Source organism: Millisia brevis NBRC 105863 (assembly GCF_001552615.1).
In the GTDB taxonomy this organism is placed as follows: Bacteria; Actinomycetota; Actinomycetes; order Mycobacteriales; family Mycobacteriaceae; genus Millisia; species Millisia brevis.
Window position 1 is genome coordinate 110,588 of record NZ_BCRN01000016.1, and the last position, 19,159, is coordinate 129,746.

Genomic DNA, 19,159 nt, shown 5'->3' on the forward strand with positions numbered 1-19,159 from the left:
TCGCCCCGGTGTCACACTGGGACGGTGACCGATCCGAACGGTTTTCCCCGGCTGTACGCACGCACGCAGCGGTTCACCCTCGGGGCGCCGCGCACGATCACCGTCTCCCCCGACGGAGCGACCGTGCTGTTCCTGCGCTCGCGCCATGCGACCGATCCGGTCACCTGTCTGTGGGCGCTCGACGTGGCCGACGGGGTCGAGCGGCTGCTGGCCGACCCGCGCGCGATCGCCGAGGCCGAGGGCCTGGCCGACGACGACGAGCTGCCGGAGCAGGAGCGCGCCCGCCGCGAGCGCACCCGCGAACAGGCGGGCGGCATCGTCGGCTACACCACGGACGCGGCGGTCCGCACGATCGCCTTCGCCCTCTCCGGGCGCGCCTATCTGGTCGACGTCGCCGGCGCCGAACCGCCCCGGCCCATCCCCGGCGCGACCGGCATCACCGATCCGCGCGTCGACCCCACCGGTCGCGCGACCGCCTTCGTCCGCGACGGTGCGCTGCTCGTCCACGATGGCGCCGACGCTCGCACCGACGTGCTGGTCGAGCCGGAGACGCCGGGCGTGCGCTACGCCACCGCCGAGTTCATCGCGGCCGAGGAGATGAACCGCGCCCGCGGTTTCTGGTGGGCACCCGACGGCTCCGCACTGCTGGTCACCCGCGTCGACGACACCCCGGTCGACCGCTGGTACATCTCCGATCCAGCCAATCCCGGCCGGGAACCGGCGCGGATCGATTACCCCGCCGCGGGGCGCCCGAATGCGGTGGTCACCGTCGAGATCGTCGGCATCGACGGCGCCCGCACCCCGGTGCGTTGGAACCGCGAGGCCTACGAGTACGTCGTCGACGGTCGTTGGGACGCGCACGGGCCACTGCTGACCGTTCAATCCCGCGACCAGCGCGAGGTGCTGATCCTGGCGGTCGATCCCTCGACCGGGGAGACGACCGTGCTGCACTCCGGCACCGATCCGGAATGGGTGGACATCGTCTCCGGGGTACCGGCCCGGCTGCGGGACGGCTCACTGGTGCGCGCCGGCACCTCGGACGACACCCACCGCCTCTTCGTCGACGACGTCGCGATCACCCCGGTCGGATTGCAGGTGCGCGGCGTCGGATCGGTCGGCACGGATTCGATCGTCTTCACCGCCTCCGAGGAACCGACGTCGATCACCGTGCACCGGTGGACCCGCGACGAGGGCATCACGCTACTGAGCGAGAAGAGCGGCGTCGCGGCCGCGGCGAACGGCGGCGAGACCACGGTGATCACCCAGCGCGGCCACGGCTACGTCGGCGCGATCACCCGGGTGGCACGCCCGGGCGCCACCCACATCATCGGCTCGCTCGCGGCGACGCCGGACGTGCCGACCGTCGAGATCTTCCCGGCGGGACCACGCGGGGTGCGCACTGCGGTCATCCTGCCGCGCGACCACGTTCCCGGCACGAAGCTGCCGATCCTGATGGACCCCTACGGCGGGCCGCACGCCCAGCGGGTGCTGGACTCGAGCGGGATGTATCTGACCAGCCAGTGGTTCGCCGATCAGGGCTTCGGTGTGGTGATCGTCGACGGTCGCGGCACCCCCGGCCGCGGACCGGCCTTCGAGCGCGAGGTCGCCGGCGACCTCGCCGCCCCGGTCCTCGAGGATCAGATCGACGGGCTGCGGGCCGCGGTCGAGCGGTTCGAGGATCTCGACCCCGGCCGGGTAGGCATCCGCGGCTGGTCGTTCGGCGGCTACCTGGCGGCGTTGGCGGTGCTGCGGGAGCCGGACGTCTTCCACACCGCGATCGCGGGCGCCCCGGTCACCGAGTGGGAGCTGTACGACACCCACTACACCGAGCGCTACCTCGGCTCGGATACCGCGGCGCCGTCCTACCGGCGCTCGAGCCTGATCCCGGACGCACCGGCGCTGAGCCGCCCGCTGCTGTTGATCCACGGCCTCGCCGACGACAACGTCGTCATGGCCCATACGCTGCGGCTGTCCGGGGCGCTGCTCGCCGCCGGTCGACCGCACCGGGTGCTGCCGCTGACCGGGGCCACGCATATGGCCTCGGACGAGGTGGTCGCGGAAAATCTGCTGACCCTGCAGGTCGAATTCCTGCGGTCGACCCTCGGTATCGAGTGACGGCGCGGCGATGGCACGAACGTTCATCGGTGGCCGACTGCGCCAGCTGCGGGCCGAGCGCGGCCTGAGCCAGGCGGCGCTCGCCCGCGAACTCGAGATCTCGGCGAGCTACCTCAATCAGCTCGAACACGACGTGCGCCCGATGACCGCGCCGGTGCTGCTGCGGATCTCGCAGGCCTTCGGCGTGCAGACCTCGTTCTTCACCTCCGCGGACGACTCCCGGCTGCTCGCCGAACTGCGCGAGGTGATGCTCGACCCGGAGGTGGGCACCACGGCGGCGCCGGAAGAGTTGGCCGATCTGGTCTCCGCGCATCCCGGGATCGCCCGCGCGATGGTCAATATGCACCGCCGGTATCGCAATACGACCGCGCAGTTGGCCGAGGCGACCGAGGATCGGTTCAGCGACGGCAGCGGCTCGGGATCGATCTCGCGGCCACACGAGGAGGTCCGCGACTACTTCTATCAGCGGCAGAACTACCTGCACGAACTCGACACCGCCGCCGAGGATCTCGCCGATCGGCTGCGCTTCCACCGCGGCGACGTCGCGGGTGAGATCGGCAAGCGGTTGCGCAATCTCTACGGGGTGAACATCGTCGAACGGATCGACCTCGGCGAGAACGTCCTGCACCGCTTCGACCCGCGGACCCGGGTGCTGTCGATCGCTCCGCAATTGTCCAATGGGCAGAAGGTCTTTCGCTTCGCGACCGAGTTGGCCTATCTCGAGCAGGGCGACCTGATCCGCCGCCTGGTCGACGAGGGTTCCTTCACCAGCGACGAGGCCCGCGCGCTGGCCCGGATGGGTCTGGCGGGCTACTTCGCCGCCGCGACCGTGCTGCCCTATACCTCCTTCCACGATCGGGCGGAAACCTTCCGGTACGACATCGAACGGCTCTCGGCGTTCTACGCGGTCAGCTACGAGACGATCTGCCACCGTCTCTCGACGCTGCAGCGCCCGGACCTGCGCGGGGTGCCGTTCTCGTTCGTGCGCGTCGACCGGGCCGGCAATATGTCGAAGCGGCAGTCGGCCACCGGTTTCCACTTCCCGTCGAGCGGCGGCACCTGCCCGTTGTGGAACGTCTACGAGACGTTCGCCTCGCCCGGCCGGATCATGACGCAGATCGCCGAGATGCCGGACGGCCGGCGGTATCTGTGGGTGGCGCGCACCGTCGAGCGGCGCGCCCAGCGATATCGGCAACCCGGCAAGACCTTTGCCCTCGGGCTCGGCTGCGAGGTCCGCTTCGCCGGCCGGCTGGTCTACGCCGACGGCCTCAACCTCGACGACAAGCTCTCCGCCACCCCGATCGGCTCGGGCTGCCGGGTCTGCGAGCGCAACAACTGCCCACAGCGCGCCTTCCCGCCGCTCGGCCGCAGCCTGGAGATCGACGAGCATCGCAGCGCGATCTCGCCCTATTCGCTGCACTGAGCCGTTTCGCTGCACTGAGCCCGCCCGGGGTGCGCTGCACCCGGCCGGTTACGTTGGCCCCATGAGCGAAGAGACGCCGCGCATCGCACCGGGTCGGCTGCGCCAGTTGGGCCCGTTCAATTGGGTGACGTGGCGGATCGTCTCGCTGGTGATGGGTACCGACGACGCCAAGCTGTTCTCGGTCCTCGGTCGCACCGGCGGCCTCTATCGCGGCTGGTTGTTCCACGGCGCGCATCTGATGCCCGGTGGACGCATCCCCAACCGCGAGACCGAGATGATCATCCTGCGCGTCGCCCACCTGCGCGGCAGCGACTACGAGTTCGACCATCACACCCGCCTCGGCCGGCTGCGGGGTGTCACCGACGAGGTCCGCGAACGGGTGATCGTGGGCCCCGACGCTCCCGACTGGTCGCCGCGCGAGCGCGCGGTGCTCACCGCCGTCGACGAGCTGGTCACCAGCAAGGATCTGAGCGACGCGACCTGGACCGGGCTGTCGGAGGTCTACGACGACCGGCGCTTGCTCGAATTCCTGCTCCTGGTCGGCCAGTACGACGGTCTGGCCACCACCCTGCACACGCTGCGGATGCCGCGCGACCGGTTCGACCGGGCCCGCACCCTGCCACTGCCGAAACAACTGCGATAGAACCTGCCATCGCCCGGTTCGCATTACACTCGATGCGCATGGGGATTTCCGAGATCGGCACCGCACTGAAGATGCGTCCCGGCCTGAAGGTCGGCGAGATCGACTTTCGCGCCACCCCCGGCTTCTACGGCTCCAAGAACGACGGGCGCGCCGTGCAGGACGAACGCACGGCGGTGCTCTCGGACCTCCAGGAGATGCTGTACGCCAACGGCCGCACCGGCGATACCCGCTCGGTGCTGCTGATCCTGCAGGGCATGGACACCGCCGGCAAGGGCGGCATCGTCCGGCACGTCATCGGATCGGTCGATCCACAGGGCGTCGACATCGCCTCGTTCGGTGTCCCCACCGAGGAGGAGAAATCCCATCACTTCCTGTGGCGCATCGACCGGAAGTTGCCCCGCCCCGGACGGATCGGGGTCTTCGACCGCTCGCACTACGAGGACGTTCTGATCGGGCGGGCCCGAGAGTTGGCTCCCCCGGACGTGATCGAGGCCCGCTACGCCGAGATCAACGAGTGGGAGCGGGAGCTGGTCGAGGAGCGTGGCATCACGCTGGTCAAGGTGGCGATGTTCGTCTCGCGCGACGAGCAGCGCGATCGGCTGCTCGAACGGCTCGACCGGCCGGACAAGTACTGGAAGTTCAACCCCGGAGACATCGACGAGCGCAAGCTCTGGCCGGAGTACGCCACGGCCTATCAGATCGTGCTCGACCGCACCTCGACCGACTACGCGCCGTGGAATGTCCTGCAGGCCGACCGCAAATGGTATGCGCGCCTTGCGGTTACCGATCTGCTGATCGATGCGTTGGAATCCCTGGACCTGTCCTGGCCGAAGCCGGACTTCGATCCCGCGGTCGAGCGGCGGCGCCTGCTCGAATCCTGATCCCTAGTGGCTCGGCGAGTGCTCCGGGCCGTCGACGATGCTGCGGATCCCGGCCAGCTGGGCGGTGTCGTCGAAGGTCAATTCCGCGTGCAACCCCGGCCCGGTCAGCTCGGCCGTCGAGTTGTCCGGGGAGAAGGTGATACCGAGTCCGCGCAGCCACGCGTAGCTGCCGACGGCGCGGCGGTGATCCCGCAACCCCAGATCGACGGTGCCCTTCTGCAGCACCCGCAGCACCCGTTCGGGATCGGGCGCCGGCAGCAGGAACGACGGATGCTCGATCAGGATGGTCATGATCGCGCCCTCACCGGCGTCCATCTGGTAAGACGTCCACCGCCCGGAGAAGACCTTCGCGGCCTCGGCCAGCAGGTCGGCGACCTGCCGGGGATCCTCCGCACCGAGGTCGGCGAAGCCGATCTCCGGCTGGACCAGCGTGCCGATCCCCCGCTTGGAACCGAACTCCCGCAGGGCGACCACCAAGCCGAACAGCGGCGCCGGCAGGTCGTCGCGCGTCGCCCAGGACCACGCCCACGACCAGGTCCGGGTCTCCGGGCTCGCCACCCCGATCACGTGCACCCGATCGGCCACCAGCGGCGGGTTGCCGGCGAACGAGGCCTGCGGTGCGGCCAGATCCAGATCGCAGGTTCGACCACCGATGACCTCGACCAACCGCAATTGGTGCTCCAGGGACAGCAGTGCGGCATCGTCGACCATGTCGGCGAGGGTCAGCGGGGTGGTCACGAGGTATGAGGGTAGTCCTGTGGCGCGCGGCAACTTTCGCCCGGATCAGCCCCGACACAAAGACTGACACGTAACCGGTCTGTCCGATCAGTCCGAATCGATTCCGGCGAACAGATCGTCGGCGCCGGCCGGAGGCGCACTGCCCGCCCCGAGCACGTAGCACTCGTTCATGAACGGGCCCATGTGGTCCTCGTCGGTGAACCAGCGGATGCCCTCCTCGGTGATCTGGCTGCGGTGGGCGCGCAATGCCGCCAGCCGCCGGGACCGCCAGGGCGCACCCGCGATCCGCGCGACGATGTACCGGTTGGGGGTGCTCATCGGCGGATCGTCCGGGCCGTCCGGATCGTAGGCGGCGAAGAACGACGGCCCCTCGTCGTCCCGATCCGCGGCCGCCTCCTTGGCCACCCGAATCATCGCGCGCATCTCGTCGGCCGGCGAGGCCGACCACAGGATCCGGTCGACCTGCCAGGCCGGTCCGAGATCGGGCCGGAAGGCCGGCGCCGCCGCGAGGGTATAGGCGTAGTGCGTAACGCGGTGCGCCTGAATGTGATCGGGGTGACCGTAGTGCCCGAAGCTGTCGTAGGTGATCAGCACCTGCGGGCGGCGATCCCGGATCAACGCCACCAGTTCGGTCGCCGCGACCAACAGGTCGGCCTTCCAGAAGGCGTTGTCGGGTAGGTCCTGCGCGGGGATGGCGAACCCGGTCGCCTCGTCGTAGGCCATCCCCGAATCGGAGAACCGGCCGTCGCCGCCGAGGCGGACGAAGTCGGTGACACCGAGTTGCTCCATCGCCGCCGACAACTCGCCGAGCCGGTGCCGGCCGAGCTCGGCGGGCTTGTCGCGCAGGTAGTCCAGTTCGGGCGTCACGATCTCGCCCAACTCGCCGAGGGTGCAGGTCACCAACGTGACGGCTGCGCCCTCGGCGACGTAGTGGGCCATGGTCGCCGCGCTCTGCGACGACTCGTCGTCGGGATGCGCGTGCACCAACATCAACCGGCGATCCGGCTGCGGGACGGCCGAATCCGGCCCGTCGACCAGGGTCACCCGCGTCAGAAGTTGATCATGTGACCGGCGAGGCCGTGAATGGCCTCCTGGATCGCCTCGGACAGCGTCGGGTGGGTGTGCACATTGCGCGCCACGTCGTACACGGTCAGATCCCACTTCTGGGCCAGCGTCAGCTCCGGCAGCAGTTCGGAGACGTCCGGTCCGATCAGGTGACCGCCGAGCAGTTCGCCGTGGGTGTTGTCGGAGATCAGCTTGACGAAACCGTTCGGATCGCCGAGGCCGTGCGCCTTGCCGTTCGCGGTGAACGGGAAGGTGGCGACCTTGACGTCGTAGCCCTCGTCGCGGGCCTGCTGCTCGGTCAGCCCGAAGCTGGCGACCTGCGGCTGGCAGAACGTCGCGCGCGGCATGAAGCGGTAGTCGTCGATCGGCAGGGTCTCGGCCCCACCGATCGTCTCGGCCGCGACGACACCCTGGGCCTCGGCGACGTGCGCGAGCTGCAGCTTGGCGGTGACGTCACCGATCGCGTAGATATGCGGAACCGAGGTGCGCATGACGTTGTCGATCGCGATGGCGCCGCGGTCGGTCAGGGCGACGCCGGTGTTCTCCAGGCCGTAGCCCTCGACGCGGGGGGCGAAGCCGACCGACTGCAGGACCTTGTCGACGGTGATCGTGTCGACCGAGCCGGACTTGTTGTCCTTGACGGTGACGGTGACCTTGGAGCCGTCGTCGTCGATGCTCTGCACGGCCGCGCCGGTGCGCAGCTTCACGCCGAGCTTCTTGTAGGCCTTGGCGATCTCCTTGGAGACGTCGGCATCCTCGTTCGGCAGCGCCCGGTCGAGGTACTCGACGATCGTCACGTCGACGCCGTAGTTGGCCAGCACGTAGCCGAACTCCATGCCGATCGCGCCCGCACCGACGATCACGATCGATCCCGGCAGGTCGCGGGTGAGGATCTGCTCCTCGTAGGTGACGACGTTGTCGCTCAGCGACGTGCCCGGCAGCAGCTTGGTGGTCGAGCCGGTGGCGATGATCGCGTTGTCGAACGTGATCGTCTCCTCGCCGCCCTTGGTCAGGTCGACCTTGAGGGTATTCGCGTCGACGAAGCTGCCGAGACCGTCGTACTCGGTGATCTTGTTCTTCTTCATCAGGAAGTGGACGCCCTTGACGCGGCCGTCGGCGACCTTGCGGCTGCGGTCGAAGGCGGCGCCGAAGTCGAAGGAGGCCTCCCCGGAGATACCGAAGGTCTTCGCCTCCTTCGTGAAGATGTGCGCCAACTCGGCGTTGCGCAGCAGAGCCTTCGACGGGATGCAGCCGACATTGAGGCAGACACCGCCCCAGTACTGCTTTTCGACAATGGCGACGGACAGGCCGAGCTGCGCTGCACGGATCGCGGCAACGTAACCACCGGGGCCGGCCCCGAGAACTACGACGTCATAGTGAGAAGTCACGCCCCGAAGCCTAGTACCAGGCAGCTACCGGCGTCCGGCGGTCCGGCAAGCCAGAATGGTCCCCATGACCGACCCGAAGAATGCAGCCCCGGACAGCACCGACCCGAACCTCTGGCTCGAGGACATCACCGGCGACGACGCGCTGGGCTGGGTGCGCGAGCACAACGGCGGGACGGTCGACCGATTCGCGACCGGCGACGACTTCGAGACCCTGCGCAAGGAGGTGCTCGACGTCCTCGATTCCGACGCCCGCATCCCCTACGTGCGGCGGCGCGGCGAGCACCTCTACAACTATTGGCGCGACGGCGAGCATCCGCGCGGGATCTGGCGGCGCACCACGCTCGCCGGCTACCGCTCCCCCGAGACCGATTGGGAGGTGGTGATCGATCTGGACGCGATCGCCGCCGAGGAGGACGTCAATTGGGTCTGGGGCGGCGCGCAGTTGCTGCGTCCGGATCTCGACCGCGGTCTGGTGTCGTTGAGCGTCGGCGGCGCGGACGCGGTGGTCGTCCGCGAATTCGACATGACCACCCGGCGCTTCGTCCCCGAATCCGAGGGCGGCTTCTTCGTGCCGGAGGCCAAGACCCGTGTCGGCTGGATCGACCGCGACACCGTGTACATCGGCTCCGACTTCGGGCCCGGTTCGATGACCGACTCCGGCTATCCGCGCACCTCGCGCCGCTGGACCCGCGGCACCGCCCTCGCGGACGCGCCGACGGTCTACGAGGGCCTGGCGACCGACGTCTCCGCCGGCGTCTCCTACGACAGCACGCCCGGCTTCGAGCGGACCTTCGCCTCCCGGGCGATCGACTTCTACAATAGCGAGATCGGCCTGCTGACCACCGACGGAGCCGACGCCGCCGGCGGCACGGACTCGATCGAATGGCTCGACGTCCCCACCGACGCCTCGGTCGACGTCAACGAGCGGTGGTTGACCATCCGTCCGATGACCGACTGGGAGGTCACCACGGCCGCCGGCGCGGTCGTGCATCCCGCCGGGTCGCTGCTGACGATCGATTTCGACGCCTACCGGGCCGGGTCGCGGGAACTGACGACGCTGTTCACCCCCGACGAGCACCGGTCGCTGCACCAGTACGCCTGGACGAAGAACTTCCTGCTGTTGGGCGGGCTGACCGATGTGAAGACCGATCTGTCGGTGGCGACCCCGCCGACCGACCCGACCGCGCCGTGGTCGATCGTCCCGCTCGATCTCGGCGACGAGCCGGTCACCACCGAGGTGATCGCGACCGCGAGCCGCGAAGGCGACGAGTTCTGGCTCTCCGCCAGCGGATTCCTCACCCCGCCGACCCTGTTGCGCGGCGAGGCGAAGGCGGACGGCGCGACCGGGGTCGAGGTGGTCGCCGCGACCCCGACCTTCTTCGACTCCACCGGGATGACGGTGCGGCAATTCTTCGCGACCTCCGCCGACGGGACCGCGGTGCCGTACTTCGTCGTCGGCACCCCGAGCGAGACGCCGGTGCCGACGCTGCTCTACGGCTACGGCGGCTTCGAGGTGTCGTTGACCCCCTCCTACAGCGGGGTCATCGGCCGCACCTGGCTCGAGCCGGGTAATACCTATGTGCTGGCGAATATCCGCGGTGGCGGCGAGTACGGTCCGTCCTGGCATACGCAGGTGCTCGGACCGAACCGGTACAAGGTCGCCGAGGACTTCGCCGCGGTGGCCCGCGATCTGGTCGATCGGGGCATCACCACCACCGCTCAACTGGGCGCCCGCGGCGGATCGAACGGCGGCCTGCTGATGGGCATCATGCTGACCGCCTACCCGGAACTGTTCGGCGCGATCGTCTGCGAGGTCCCGCTGCTGGACATGCGGCGCTACCACCTGCTGCTCGCCGGCGCCTCCTGGGTCGCGGAGTACGGCGACCCCGACGACCCGAAGCAATGGGAGTTCATCTCGAAATACTCTCCCTACCAGAATATTTCGACCGACCGCGCGTACCCGCCGGTGCTGATCGCCACCTCGACGCGCGACGACCGGGTCCATCCGGGGCACGCCCGGAAGATGGCCGCCGCGCTCGAGGCGACCGACCGCACCGTCTTCTACTACGAGAACATCGAGGGCGGGCACGGCGGCGCGGCGGACAACTCGCAGGCGGCGTTCAAGTCGGCGCTGGCCACCACCTTCCTGCGGGAGACCCTCGCACCCGGCGGCGGGACGACGGGAGAGATCTCGAAGGGATAAACCCGGACGGCCAACCGCCAAGACTATTCCTTCGACACTCCACGACGGAATAGCTCGGCAAAAACCGGTCCATCGATGGGTGGACCGGGCATCAATATGTACCGTCGGTTTCTTGTCGGTACACAATTCGACGTACGGTTGGCTGCATGTCGGACACAAGTGGTGCCGCGTCGGGGGTCGACGGCTCGCTTCCGAGCGAGTCCGAGCCACCCGACGCTGCGCCGACCGGGAAGCCGAACGGGAACGGGCAGCACCCGAACGGCGCGCGCGCGACGCCCACACTCGCCGAGTGTGTCGCCCTGACCTCCGGCCTCGACCCCTGGCACCTGCAGCCGGTCGAGCGACTCGGCATCCCGTCGATCCTGATCACCGGCAGCACCCACGGCATTCGCAAGCCCGAACCCGGCTCCGACGACGACCCCCTGCTGCGCCGCACGTGGCCCGCCACCTGCTTTCCCGGCGCCGGCACGCTCGCCTCCAGTTGGGATGAACCACTGCTCAACCGGGTCGGCGCCGCGCTCGGCGCCGAAGCCCGCGAGGCCGAGGTATCGGTCCTGCTGGGTCCGTCGGTCGATATCAAGCGCTCGCCGCTGGCCGGTGGCGGATTCGACACCTACTCGGAGGATCCGCTATTGGCCGGCCGCCTGGCGGCCGCGCTGATCAAAGGAATTCAATCCTGTGGCGTGGGTGCCGTCCTGCAACATCTCGGGGCGATAAATCAGCAGACCGATCGCATGCGGATATCCGCGGAAATCGACCCGCGCACGCTGCGGGAAATCTATCTGCGGGCGTTCGAGTACGTGGTGGCCGAGGCCGACCCGTGGCTGGTGATGTGCGCGTCCAACAGCCTCAACGGGGTGCCCGCCGCCGAGAACCACTGGCTGTTGACCGACCTGCTGCGCCACGAATGGGCCTTCGACGGTGTCCTGGTGTCCGACTGGGGGGCCGTACGCGACCGGGCGGCGTCGATCGCCGCCGGGGTCGACCTGCAGATGCCGCCCGCCCGCACCGAGGGCCCGACGTCCGACTCCGCCGTCCGCGCCGCGATGGCCGACGGCCGCCTCGCCGAACACGATGTGCGCCGGGCGGCCCGTCGGGTCGCCGACCTGGTCGACCGGGTGATCGATGCGCGCGCCGCCCGCGAACATCCGGTACCGGAGGTCGACTACGTCGCCCACCACGATCTGTGCGCCAAGGCCGCCGCCGCGGGTGCGGTGCTGCTGCGCAACGAACCGCTCTACGGTCGGCCGCTGCTGCCGTTGCGCCCGGACGACGACTTCGTCGTCCTCGGCGAACTCGCCCGTGAGCCGCGCTATCAGGGCACCGGCTCGACCCGGGTGGAACCGGCCGACCTCGACGATCCGCTGTCCGGGCTGCGCCGCCTCTGCGACCACCCGATCCCCTTCGAATCCGGCTATACCCTCGACGGCGATCCGGACCGGGACGCCGAACTGCTCGGCCGTGCGATCGATCTGGTTCGCGGGGCCCGCCTGGTGGTCTGCTTCGTCGGGCTGCCGGAACGGTGTGAGCCGGAAGGTTCCGACCGCACCGGTCTGGCGCTGCCGGACAACCAGGTCGCGATGATCCTCGAGGTGGTGCGCCGCTGCGAGGAGGTGGTGGTCGTGATGACCAACGGCGGCGTCGTGACCACCGAATGGGCCAACGAGGTGCCCGCGATCCTGGAGATGTGGCTCGCGGGACAGGCGGTCGGCACGGCGACCGCGGACGTGCTGATGGGCCGCCGCTCCCCCGGTGGCCGGTTGACCGAGACGATCCCGCTGCGCCTGGGTGACACCCCCGCGCACGGCAACTTTCCCGGCGAGTTCGGGCAGGTTCGCTACGGCGAGGGCCTGCTGGTGGGCTACCGGTGGTACGACACCCGCCGCGCCGCGGTGGCCTTCCCCTTCGGACACGGCCTGTCGTACACGGTGTTCTCCTACGAGGACGTGTGGGTCAACCCCCGCGGCACCACTGCGGAGGTGATGGTGCGGGTGACCAATATCGGCCGCCGCGACGGCTCCGAGGTCATCCAGGTCTACGTGCGCGATCCGGAGAGCTCGGTCAGCCGGCCCGCCCAGGAATTGCGCGCCTTCGCCAAGGTGCACCTCGAGCCGGGGGAATCGACATTGGTCCGACTGGACCTCGACGAGCGCGCCTTCGCCAGCTGGGATCCGGTCGTCGACCGCTGGGTGGTCGAGGGAGGCGCCTTCGACATCGCGGTCGGCTCGTCGTCGCGGATGATCCACCACGTGCTGCGCATCGAGGTGACCGGCGACGTGCTCAACCGCCCGTTGACCGGCGCGTCGACCGTCGACGAATGGCTCGCCGACCCGCTCGGCGCGCGCATCATGACCGAGACGATCCGCGACGGCCGCGGCGCGGTCACCCTCGACCCGGCGCTGTCGACCGTGGTGCGCGGCATCCCCCTGGCGCGGCTGCCCGATCTGCTCGGCGGCTTCCTCGACCACGAGACGGTCACCGATATGCAGCAACGGGTCGCGGCCGCATCGGCCCGCGCGCTGGAGGCCGGCGATCGCCACGAGTCCCTCGAGTCAGGTGCCCCGGAGGCGGCGGCCGAGCAACCGACGGCACAATCGCCGGTCTAGTGGGGGACGGCGATATGGCACCCTACGGGTCATGTCGCGCTCGACCGCCACGTCGCATGTCACCGAGGCCGAGGCCCCGTTGTGGCGCGCCGCGGCCGCGTTTCGACTGCTGACGATCATCTACGCGGTCAGCTACCACTCCACCGTCGCGGGCAACCAGGCGTCGCCCCGGCTGAGTTGGGTGGTCTTCGGACTGATCATCGCCTGGACGGGGCTGTCGGCGATCGCGCTGGCCACCGGGTGGGGGCGACCGCGAATGTGGGCGGCCTTCGACCAGGTCGTGGTAATCGGCGCGGTAATGGCGACCGTGCTGGTCGCGACCACGGAGTGGCGCGGCAACAACCAGGTCCTGCCGACCACGCTGTGGGTGACCAATGCCGTGGTCTCCGGCGCGATCGCCTGGGGGCCGTGGTTCGGCGCGCTGATCGGCGGGGCGCTGGCGGTGCTGGTGTCGATGGTGCGCGGCGACGTCGCGATCGAATTCTGGAGCAACGCGACCGTGCCGGTGCTGGTGTCGGTGGGCCTGGCGGTCGGGGTGGCGGCCCGCTCCTCGCGGCATGCCGCCGAACAGTTGCGGGCGGCGACCGAGCTGGAGGCCGCGACCCGCGAGCGCGATCGGCTGGCCCGCCAGGTCCACGACGGCGTGCTGCAGGTGCTGGCGATGGTGCACCGCCGCGGCCGCGAGATCGGCGGGGAGGCAGCCGAACTGGCCCGGATCGCCGGGGAGCAGGAGGCGGCGCTGCGACGACTGATCTCCGGGCTCGACCGGGTGCCCACCCCCGCGGAGAAGGCCGACCTGGCCGCCCGGCTGCGGGCGATCGCCGCCCCGGATGTGACGGTCTCGGCGCCGGCCCAGGCGGTGCTGGTCGACGCGGCCACCGCCGGTGAGGTGCTCGCCGCCGTCGAGGCCGCGGTGACCAATACCCGACTGCACGCCGGCCGCGACGCCCGCAGCTTCATCCTGGTCGAGGATCTCGACGGCGAGATCGTCATCAGCGTGCGCGACGACGGCGTCGGGATGCCCGACGATCGGCCGGCCGACGCGCAGCGCGAGGGCAGAATGGGCATCGCCAAGTCGATCGTCGGCCGCATCCACCAGCTCGGCGGCACCGCGCAGCTGCGGTCGGCACCCGACGACGGCACCGAATGGGAACTGCGGGTTCCCCTGCGCGAGAGGTGAGCGACGTGTCCGACGACCCGACCGGGCCCGCGGCGACCGTGATGGTGGTCGACGACCACCCCATGTGGCGCGAGGGCGTGGCCCGCGACCTCGGCGATCGCGGCTACCGCGTCGTGGCGACCGCCGACGGCGTGGGCGCGGCGACCCGCCGCGCCACGGCGACCACCCCCGATGTGGTGCTGATGGACATGGAACTGTCCGACGGGACCGGTGCGACGGCGACCGCGGCGGTGCTCGCGGCCTCCCCGCGCAGCCGGGTGCTGGTGCTCTCGGCGTCGGCGGAGCGCGACGACGTGCTCGACGCGGTCAAGGCCGGGGCGTCCGGCTACCTGGTCAAGAGCGCCTCGATCGAGGAATTGGTCGATGCGCTGGAGGCGACGCTGCGCGGCGAGGCGGTCTTCACGCCGGGCCTCGCCGGGCTGGTCCTCGGCGAGTACCGCCGGATGGCCGCGGCCCCGCCCGCCCAGCAGAAGCCGGGTGCAACCTTGACCGAACGCGAGACCGAGGTCCTGCGGCTGGTGGCAAAGGGGTTGAGCGCCAAGCAGATCGCCACCCGCCTGACCGTCAGCCATCGGACCGTCGAGAACCACGTCCAGGCGACGCTGCGCAAGCTGCACCTGGCCAACCGCGTCGAGCTGACCCGCTACGCGATCGAGCAGGGGCTCGACTGATCGTCGGCCGGCCCGTCGACAGCCACGGTGCTTCTACAGCTGCGCAACCTGCCGCAGGGCGTCGCCGGTCAGCCGGAAGGTGGTCCAGCCGTCGACGGTATCGGCGCCGAGGGCACGGTAGAAATTGATCGCCGGTTCGTTCCAGTCCAGGGCGACCCACTGCAGCCGCACCCAACCGCGCGCGACGCCGATCGCCGCCAGCGCGGACAGCAGCGCGCGGCCGTAGCCGCTGCCGCGGAACGCCGGCTGCACGTAGAGGTCCTCGAGGTAGCCGCTGCGGCCCTCCCAGGTGGAGTAGATCGGGAACCACACCGCGGTGCCCACCACCACCGAGTCCCGTTCGACGACGATCGCGTTCGCGTAGTGGTCGTCGCCGAAGAGGTCCTCGCGCAGCTGCTCGACCGTGACCTTCACCGCGTCGGGTTCGCGCTCGTAGACGGCCAGCTCGTGGATCAGTCCCCGGATGGCGGGCACGTCGTCGACGGTGGCATCCCGGATGACCGCACCATCGGCGAGGTCGATGGGCGCGGGTAGGAAGGTCGCGGTGGTCACGCCTGCGAGCGTACGGCCGGTGGCCGGGTCGCTTCGCGCGGTGCGCGAGATTCTCCGACGATCCGAGTAGTGGTACTCACCCCAAAACGGGCGAAACCCACCAGGATCATCGGCATGACTTCACCCGGCATCGATCCGCGGCTGGTCGCCGCCTTGGTCGCCGACGTCGCCGCCCTGCGCGGTCAGCTCGATCGTGTGAGCCGCGGGCTCAGCGCGCTGCAGAACACGTTGGCCGCTTCGTCGCCCGCGCCGGGAGCTGCCCTCGCGCAGGCGCCGGTCGGTCACCTCCCACCCGCTCAGCCCGGTCCCCTCCCGCAGGCGCCCGGGCTTCCCCTACCGCAGGCGAACGCCGTCCCCATGCCACCGGCTGCCGCGGTCCCCGTGCCGCAGGCGGGCCCGATGCCCCAGATGCCGGCGGGCCCGGCCCACCCCGGCCCGGTCCACCCCGGGCCTGCACCGATGGCCTCGCCGCCGCTGCCGACCGCGCCGAAGCAGCCCTGGTGGCAGCGCGACGGGGTGGTCAGCCGGATCCTGGCGGTCGCCGGCGGCGTGGTCACCCTGATCGGTCTCGGCATGTTGGTCGGCCTGGCGATCCAGGCGGGCTGGTTCGGGCCGGCGGCGCGGGTGGCGAGCGGCGGGGTGCTGTCGGTGGCCCTCGTGGGGATCGCCGAGCGGCTGATCCGGCGCCCGGGTGGCCGGGTCGGCGCCCTGGCGGTCGGTGCCACCGGCATCGCGGGCCTGACGGTGACGGTGATGGCGGCCGGCGACGTCGGATACCGGTGGTTACCGCCGATCGCGGCGGTGGGCGCCCTGGTGGTGGTGACCGCCCTCGGATTGGCGGCGGCGCGCCACTGGTCGGCCCAGTCGACGACGGTGGTGACCGCCGCGGCGGTGTCCGCGTTCGCCTGGCCGACGGTCGGCGACCATCCGCTGTTGGTGGCTCCGCTGCTGCTCGGCCTGCAGGTCGCGGTGCTGCTGCTGCAATATCCCCGCGTCTGGCCGGTCGCCTACTTCGCTGCCGCCCTCGTGCCGATGGTCGCGCTGATGCCCGCGACATCCGACTTCCGCTACCAGTCGGCCGCGGTACTGCTGTCCCTGGTGGCGATGGTGATCGCCGTCGTCGCCGCCACCGCGACGCTGCGTCGGGTCGATCCGCAGCAGCGTGGTCTGGCCACCGCCGCCGGCATCGGCGTCGTGGTGCCGATCCTGCCGCTGCTGGTCGCCCTCGGGGACAACTCCCCGGAGCTTCGCCTCGGCGACCTCGCGATCCTGGCGATCGTCGCACTGGTGACCGGGGTCGCCGCCATGCCGATCCGACGCTCGCCGCTGCCGGTGGTGGTGCGGATCTCGCTCGGCGTGGTCGCAGTGATCTGCGTGCTGCGGCTGGCCCTCGCGGCCCGCGAACCGATCACCACCTCGGTGGTGCTGATGCTGGTGGCGGTGGTGCTGCTGGCGATCGCGGTGGCCACCCGTTCGATGGCCGGGTGGGCGACCGGCTGGCTCTTCGGAGTCCTCGGTTTGATCACCGCGGTCGACAGCTACGGCGACGGACTACTGAGCGAATGGCTCCGCGACGATCTGGACGGCGGGGCCGCGATGGTCGGCGTCCTGACCGTGCTCGCGGCCGGGGCCGGCATCGTCGCCGGACGCAGGCTGCGCAACCCCGAGGCGGCGTCGGACCTGGTGATCGCCGGCCAGGTATTGATCGGCCTGCTCGGGGTGACGCTGACGACGGTGGCGGTCGGCACCCTGATCAACCCGGAACCGTCCGGGTGGGTGGCCGGGCACTGCGCGGCGACGGTCGCGTGGATGGCGGTGGCGGTCGCCAGCCTGCAGCGCGGCCTGGTCGACCGGGACAACCCGCGGATCTGGTTGATCGCCGGGCTCGGGCTGGCGGCGATGGCGACCGCGAAACTGTTCCTGTTCGACCTCGCCTCGCTCGGCGGGGTGCCGCGGGCGCTGGCGTTCCTGCTGGTCGGGGTACTACTGCTGGTCGCGGGCACCCGGTACGCCCGCAGCTTCGCGGAACGTCGCGGGGAGACCGAGCAGGCGGCGTCGGGTCGAGCGGCGTCCGGTCAGCCGGGTCCGCCGGCGCAGTAGTCCGCGGTCGGCAGGCCTGCCAGCCGATCGCCCACCCAGTGCACGATCTGTTCGGTCAGCGGCGAATCGTCGGCGACCAGCGTCGCGTGGTCGAGTCCCTCGAACTCGCGATAGTCGATCGGCTGACCGGCCGCGCAGCGTTCCCGGATCCACTCCCGCTGCGCTGCCGGTACGACCAGGGTGTCCTCGGTCCCCTGTGCCACCAGCACCGGCACCGGGATGTGGTCGACCACCGACCCCTTGTCGAGCACGTCGCCGAGGCCCCGGTCGAGCGCATCGGGAGTCAACAGTTCGCTGATCTGCGAGGCGGTCGCCAACGCGGCCACCGCGTCACGGCCACCGAAACACAACTCGCCGAGTCGATCGACCGCCCGCTGATTGCCGGACCGCACGATCGCGTCGATGTCGAAGTCGGGATCGAGCCGCGACGAAGTGAGCACCTGGTAGGCGGTGACGATCCGGCCGGCCGCGGATTCCCCGATCCGGTCGTAGATCGCGCGCAGGTCGGTCGCGGGGGCGAAGGCGGCAACGCCGAGCAGCTGCACGTCCGGGGCGTACTGCTCGGCGATGATGCCCGCCCACAGAGCCGCATGCCCGCCCTGCGAATGGCCCATCGCCACCGTCTCGTCGCTCAGGACCAGGCCGTCGATCGCGCGAGCGGCGCGGACCGCGTCGAGCATATTTGCCGCTTCGGGACGCCCGACCAGATACGGATGCGGGCCGTCGGTGCCGAGGCCGACGTAGTCGGTGACCACCGCCACCCATCCCTGCCCGATCAGTTCCCGAGCGGCGCCGGCGGCCCCGTCGAGCGGTACCGCGGTCAACGAGGGGGCGCAGGCGGGGATGATGCCGGTCGTTCCGTGGCCGATCGCCAGGACCGGCGCGGGCTCGGTGCGGTCGAGCGCCGCGATCACCGTCGCGCTGGCGACGGCGGGCTCGCCGGTCCCGCCGATCGTCGTATAGAGGATGCGCCAGCCCTGCATGCCATCGTCGATCCCCTCGGTCGCCGCCTCGACGCGCAAGAGTTGCCCCGCCTCCGCCGGAACATCGGCGGGCGGCTGATAGAACGCGCCGGGCTGCACATGGGTCCCGCCCTGGAAGATCAGCCCGCTCGCGACCAGCAGCACCGCGGTCGCGGCCAGGGCCGCGGCCGACAGCACCGTCTGCGGGGTCCCGCTCAGCGGCCGGGTCAACGATCCCGTCCCGGATCGCGGCGCGAAACGGGCCCGCAACAGGCCGATCAGAAAGACGGCCGCGACGACCAGCCCGATCGATGCCGGCGCCAGCAGTGGCCACAACACCGGCAACGGTGCGCCGAGCAGCAGCGCCGTCCCCAGCAGCGCCGGCGCGGTGCGCGGCGGGCGACGCACCGCCCGCAGGATCTGCGCGACGCCGAGGGCGATCAGCCCGACGGCGACCCCGACGGCCACGTAGCGCTCGGATCCGCCCGGCAGGAGGGGAATCGCGGCCATCCCCGCGGCGATCACCGCAACCGTGGCGGCGACCGCGCCGGGCCGCGAGAACCGGCCGGCGGACCGCCAGAGGGCGATCAGGCCGATAATCGGGAGGATGACGGCAGTCACAATCGACAGGA

Annotated in this window: 13 protein-coding genes and 1 pseudogene; 9 read left to right on the forward strand and 5 right to left on the reverse strand. The window is 70.5% G+C overall.

Features of this window, described 5'->3' with window-relative positions; genetic code table 11:
* The first annotated feature begins 24 nt into the window (after window positions 1-24).
* From MB1_RS20065 to MB1_RS20080, 4 genes are all read left to right on the forward strand, one after another.
* On the forward strand, window positions 25-2,115 hold the full coding sequence (locus tag MB1_RS20065) for a S9 family peptidase (protein ID WP_066911642.1): 2,091 nt from the start codon (window positions 25-27) through the stop codon (window positions 2,113-2,115).
* 10 nt (window positions 2,116-2,125) lie between these two features.
* A complete protein-coding gene (ramB, locus tag MB1_RS20070; protein ID WP_066911645.1) occupies window positions 2,126-3,538 on the forward strand; it encodes an acetate metabolism transcriptional regulator RamB in 1,413 nt (470 codons plus the stop codon).
* A 61-nt stretch (window positions 3,539-3,599) separates the two neighbouring features.
* A complete protein-coding gene (locus MB1_RS20075) occupies window positions 3,600-4,181 on the forward strand; it encodes a carboxymuconolactone decarboxylase family protein (protein ID WP_066911648.1) in 582 nt (193 codons plus the stop codon).
* Between the two features lie 38 nt (window positions 4,182-4,219).
* Entirely contained in the window at window positions 4,220-5,062 is an 843-nt protein-coding gene (locus MB1_RS20080) for a PPK2 family polyphosphate kinase (RefSeq protein WP_245650280.1), read from the forward strand.
* 3 nt (window positions 5,063-5,065) lie between these two features.
* Here MB1_RS20080 and MB1_RS20085 read toward each other — a convergent pair whose 3' ends face one another.
* From MB1_RS20085 to lpdA, 3 genes are all read right to left on the reverse strand, one after another.
* Complete coding sequence (locus tag MB1_RS20085; protein ID WP_084352284.1) at window positions 5,066-5,800, reverse strand: DUF6882 domain-containing protein; 735 nt, start codon at window positions 5,798-5,800, stop codon at window positions 5,066-5,068.
* An 87-nt stretch (window positions 5,801-5,887) separates the two neighbouring features.
* Complete coding sequence (gene mshB / locus MB1_RS20090; protein ID WP_218000283.1) at window positions 5,888-6,844, reverse strand: N-acetyl-1-D-myo-inositol-2-amino-2-deoxy-alpha-D-glucopyranoside deacetylase; 957 nt, start codon at window positions 6,842-6,844, stop codon at window positions 5,888-5,890.
* Between the two features lie 5 nt (window positions 6,845-6,849).
* On the reverse strand, window positions 6,850-8,253 hold the full coding sequence (lpdA, locus tag MB1_RS20095) for a dihydrolipoyl dehydrogenase (RefSeq protein WP_066911654.1): 1,404 nt from the start codon (window positions 8,251-8,253) through the stop codon (window positions 6,850-6,852).
* A gap of 37 nt (window positions 8,254-8,290) precedes the next feature.
* Here lpdA and MB1_RS20100 point away from each other — a divergent pair.
* From MB1_RS20100 to MB1_RS20115, 4 genes and pseudogenes are all read left to right on the forward strand, one after another.
* Window positions 8,291-10,456: pseudogene (locus tag MB1_RS20100) on the forward strand (prolyl oligopeptidase family serine peptidase); the annotation flags it as partial.
* 146 nt (window positions 10,457-10,602) lie between these two features.
* On the forward strand, window positions 10,603-13,062 hold the full coding sequence (locus MB1_RS20105; protein WP_084352288.1) for a beta-glucosidase family protein: 2,460 nt from the start codon (window positions 10,603-10,605) through the stop codon (window positions 13,060-13,062).
* A gap of 31 nt (window positions 13,063-13,093) precedes the next feature.
* Window positions 13,094-14,242 (forward strand): MacS family sensor histidine kinase, encoded by a 1,149-nt coding sequence (macS, locus tag MB1_RS20110; RefSeq protein WP_066911660.1) that lies wholly within the window; start codon window positions 13,094-13,096, stop codon window positions 14,240-14,242.
* A 41-nt stretch (window positions 14,243-14,283) separates the two neighbouring features.
* The gene (locus MB1_RS20115) at window positions 14,284-14,913 is read left to right on the forward strand and encodes a response regulator (RefSeq protein WP_066911770.1); all 630 of its coding nucleotides are present in this window, start codon (window positions 14,284-14,286) and stop codon (window positions 14,911-14,913) included.
* A gap of 33 nt (window positions 14,914-14,946) precedes the next feature.
* Here MB1_RS20115 and MB1_RS20120 read toward each other — a convergent pair whose 3' ends face one another.
* Window positions 14,947-15,465, reverse strand: coding sequence for a GNAT family N-acetyltransferase (locus tag MB1_RS20120; protein ID WP_245650281.1), 519 nt, complete (start codon window positions 15,463-15,465; stop codon window positions 14,947-14,949).
* A 114-nt stretch (window positions 15,466-15,579) separates the two neighbouring features.
* Here MB1_RS20120 and MB1_RS20125 point away from each other — a divergent pair, with 114 nt between their 5' ends.
* A complete protein-coding gene (locus MB1_RS20125; RefSeq protein ID WP_066911663.1) occupies window positions 15,580-17,565 on the forward strand; it encodes a DUF2339 domain-containing protein in 1,986 nt (661 codons plus the stop codon).
* Here MB1_RS20125 and MB1_RS20130 read toward each other — a convergent pair.
* Window positions 17,541-19,148: a lipase family protein gene (locus MB1_RS20130; protein WP_169801709.1), complete on the reverse strand. Its 1,608-nt coding sequence runs from the start codon at window positions 19,146-19,148 to the stop codon at window positions 17,541-17,543. The two genes, MB1_RS20125 and MB1_RS20130, sit on opposite strands and share 25 nt — an antisense overlap.
* Window positions 19,149-19,159 lie beyond the last annotated feature (11 nt).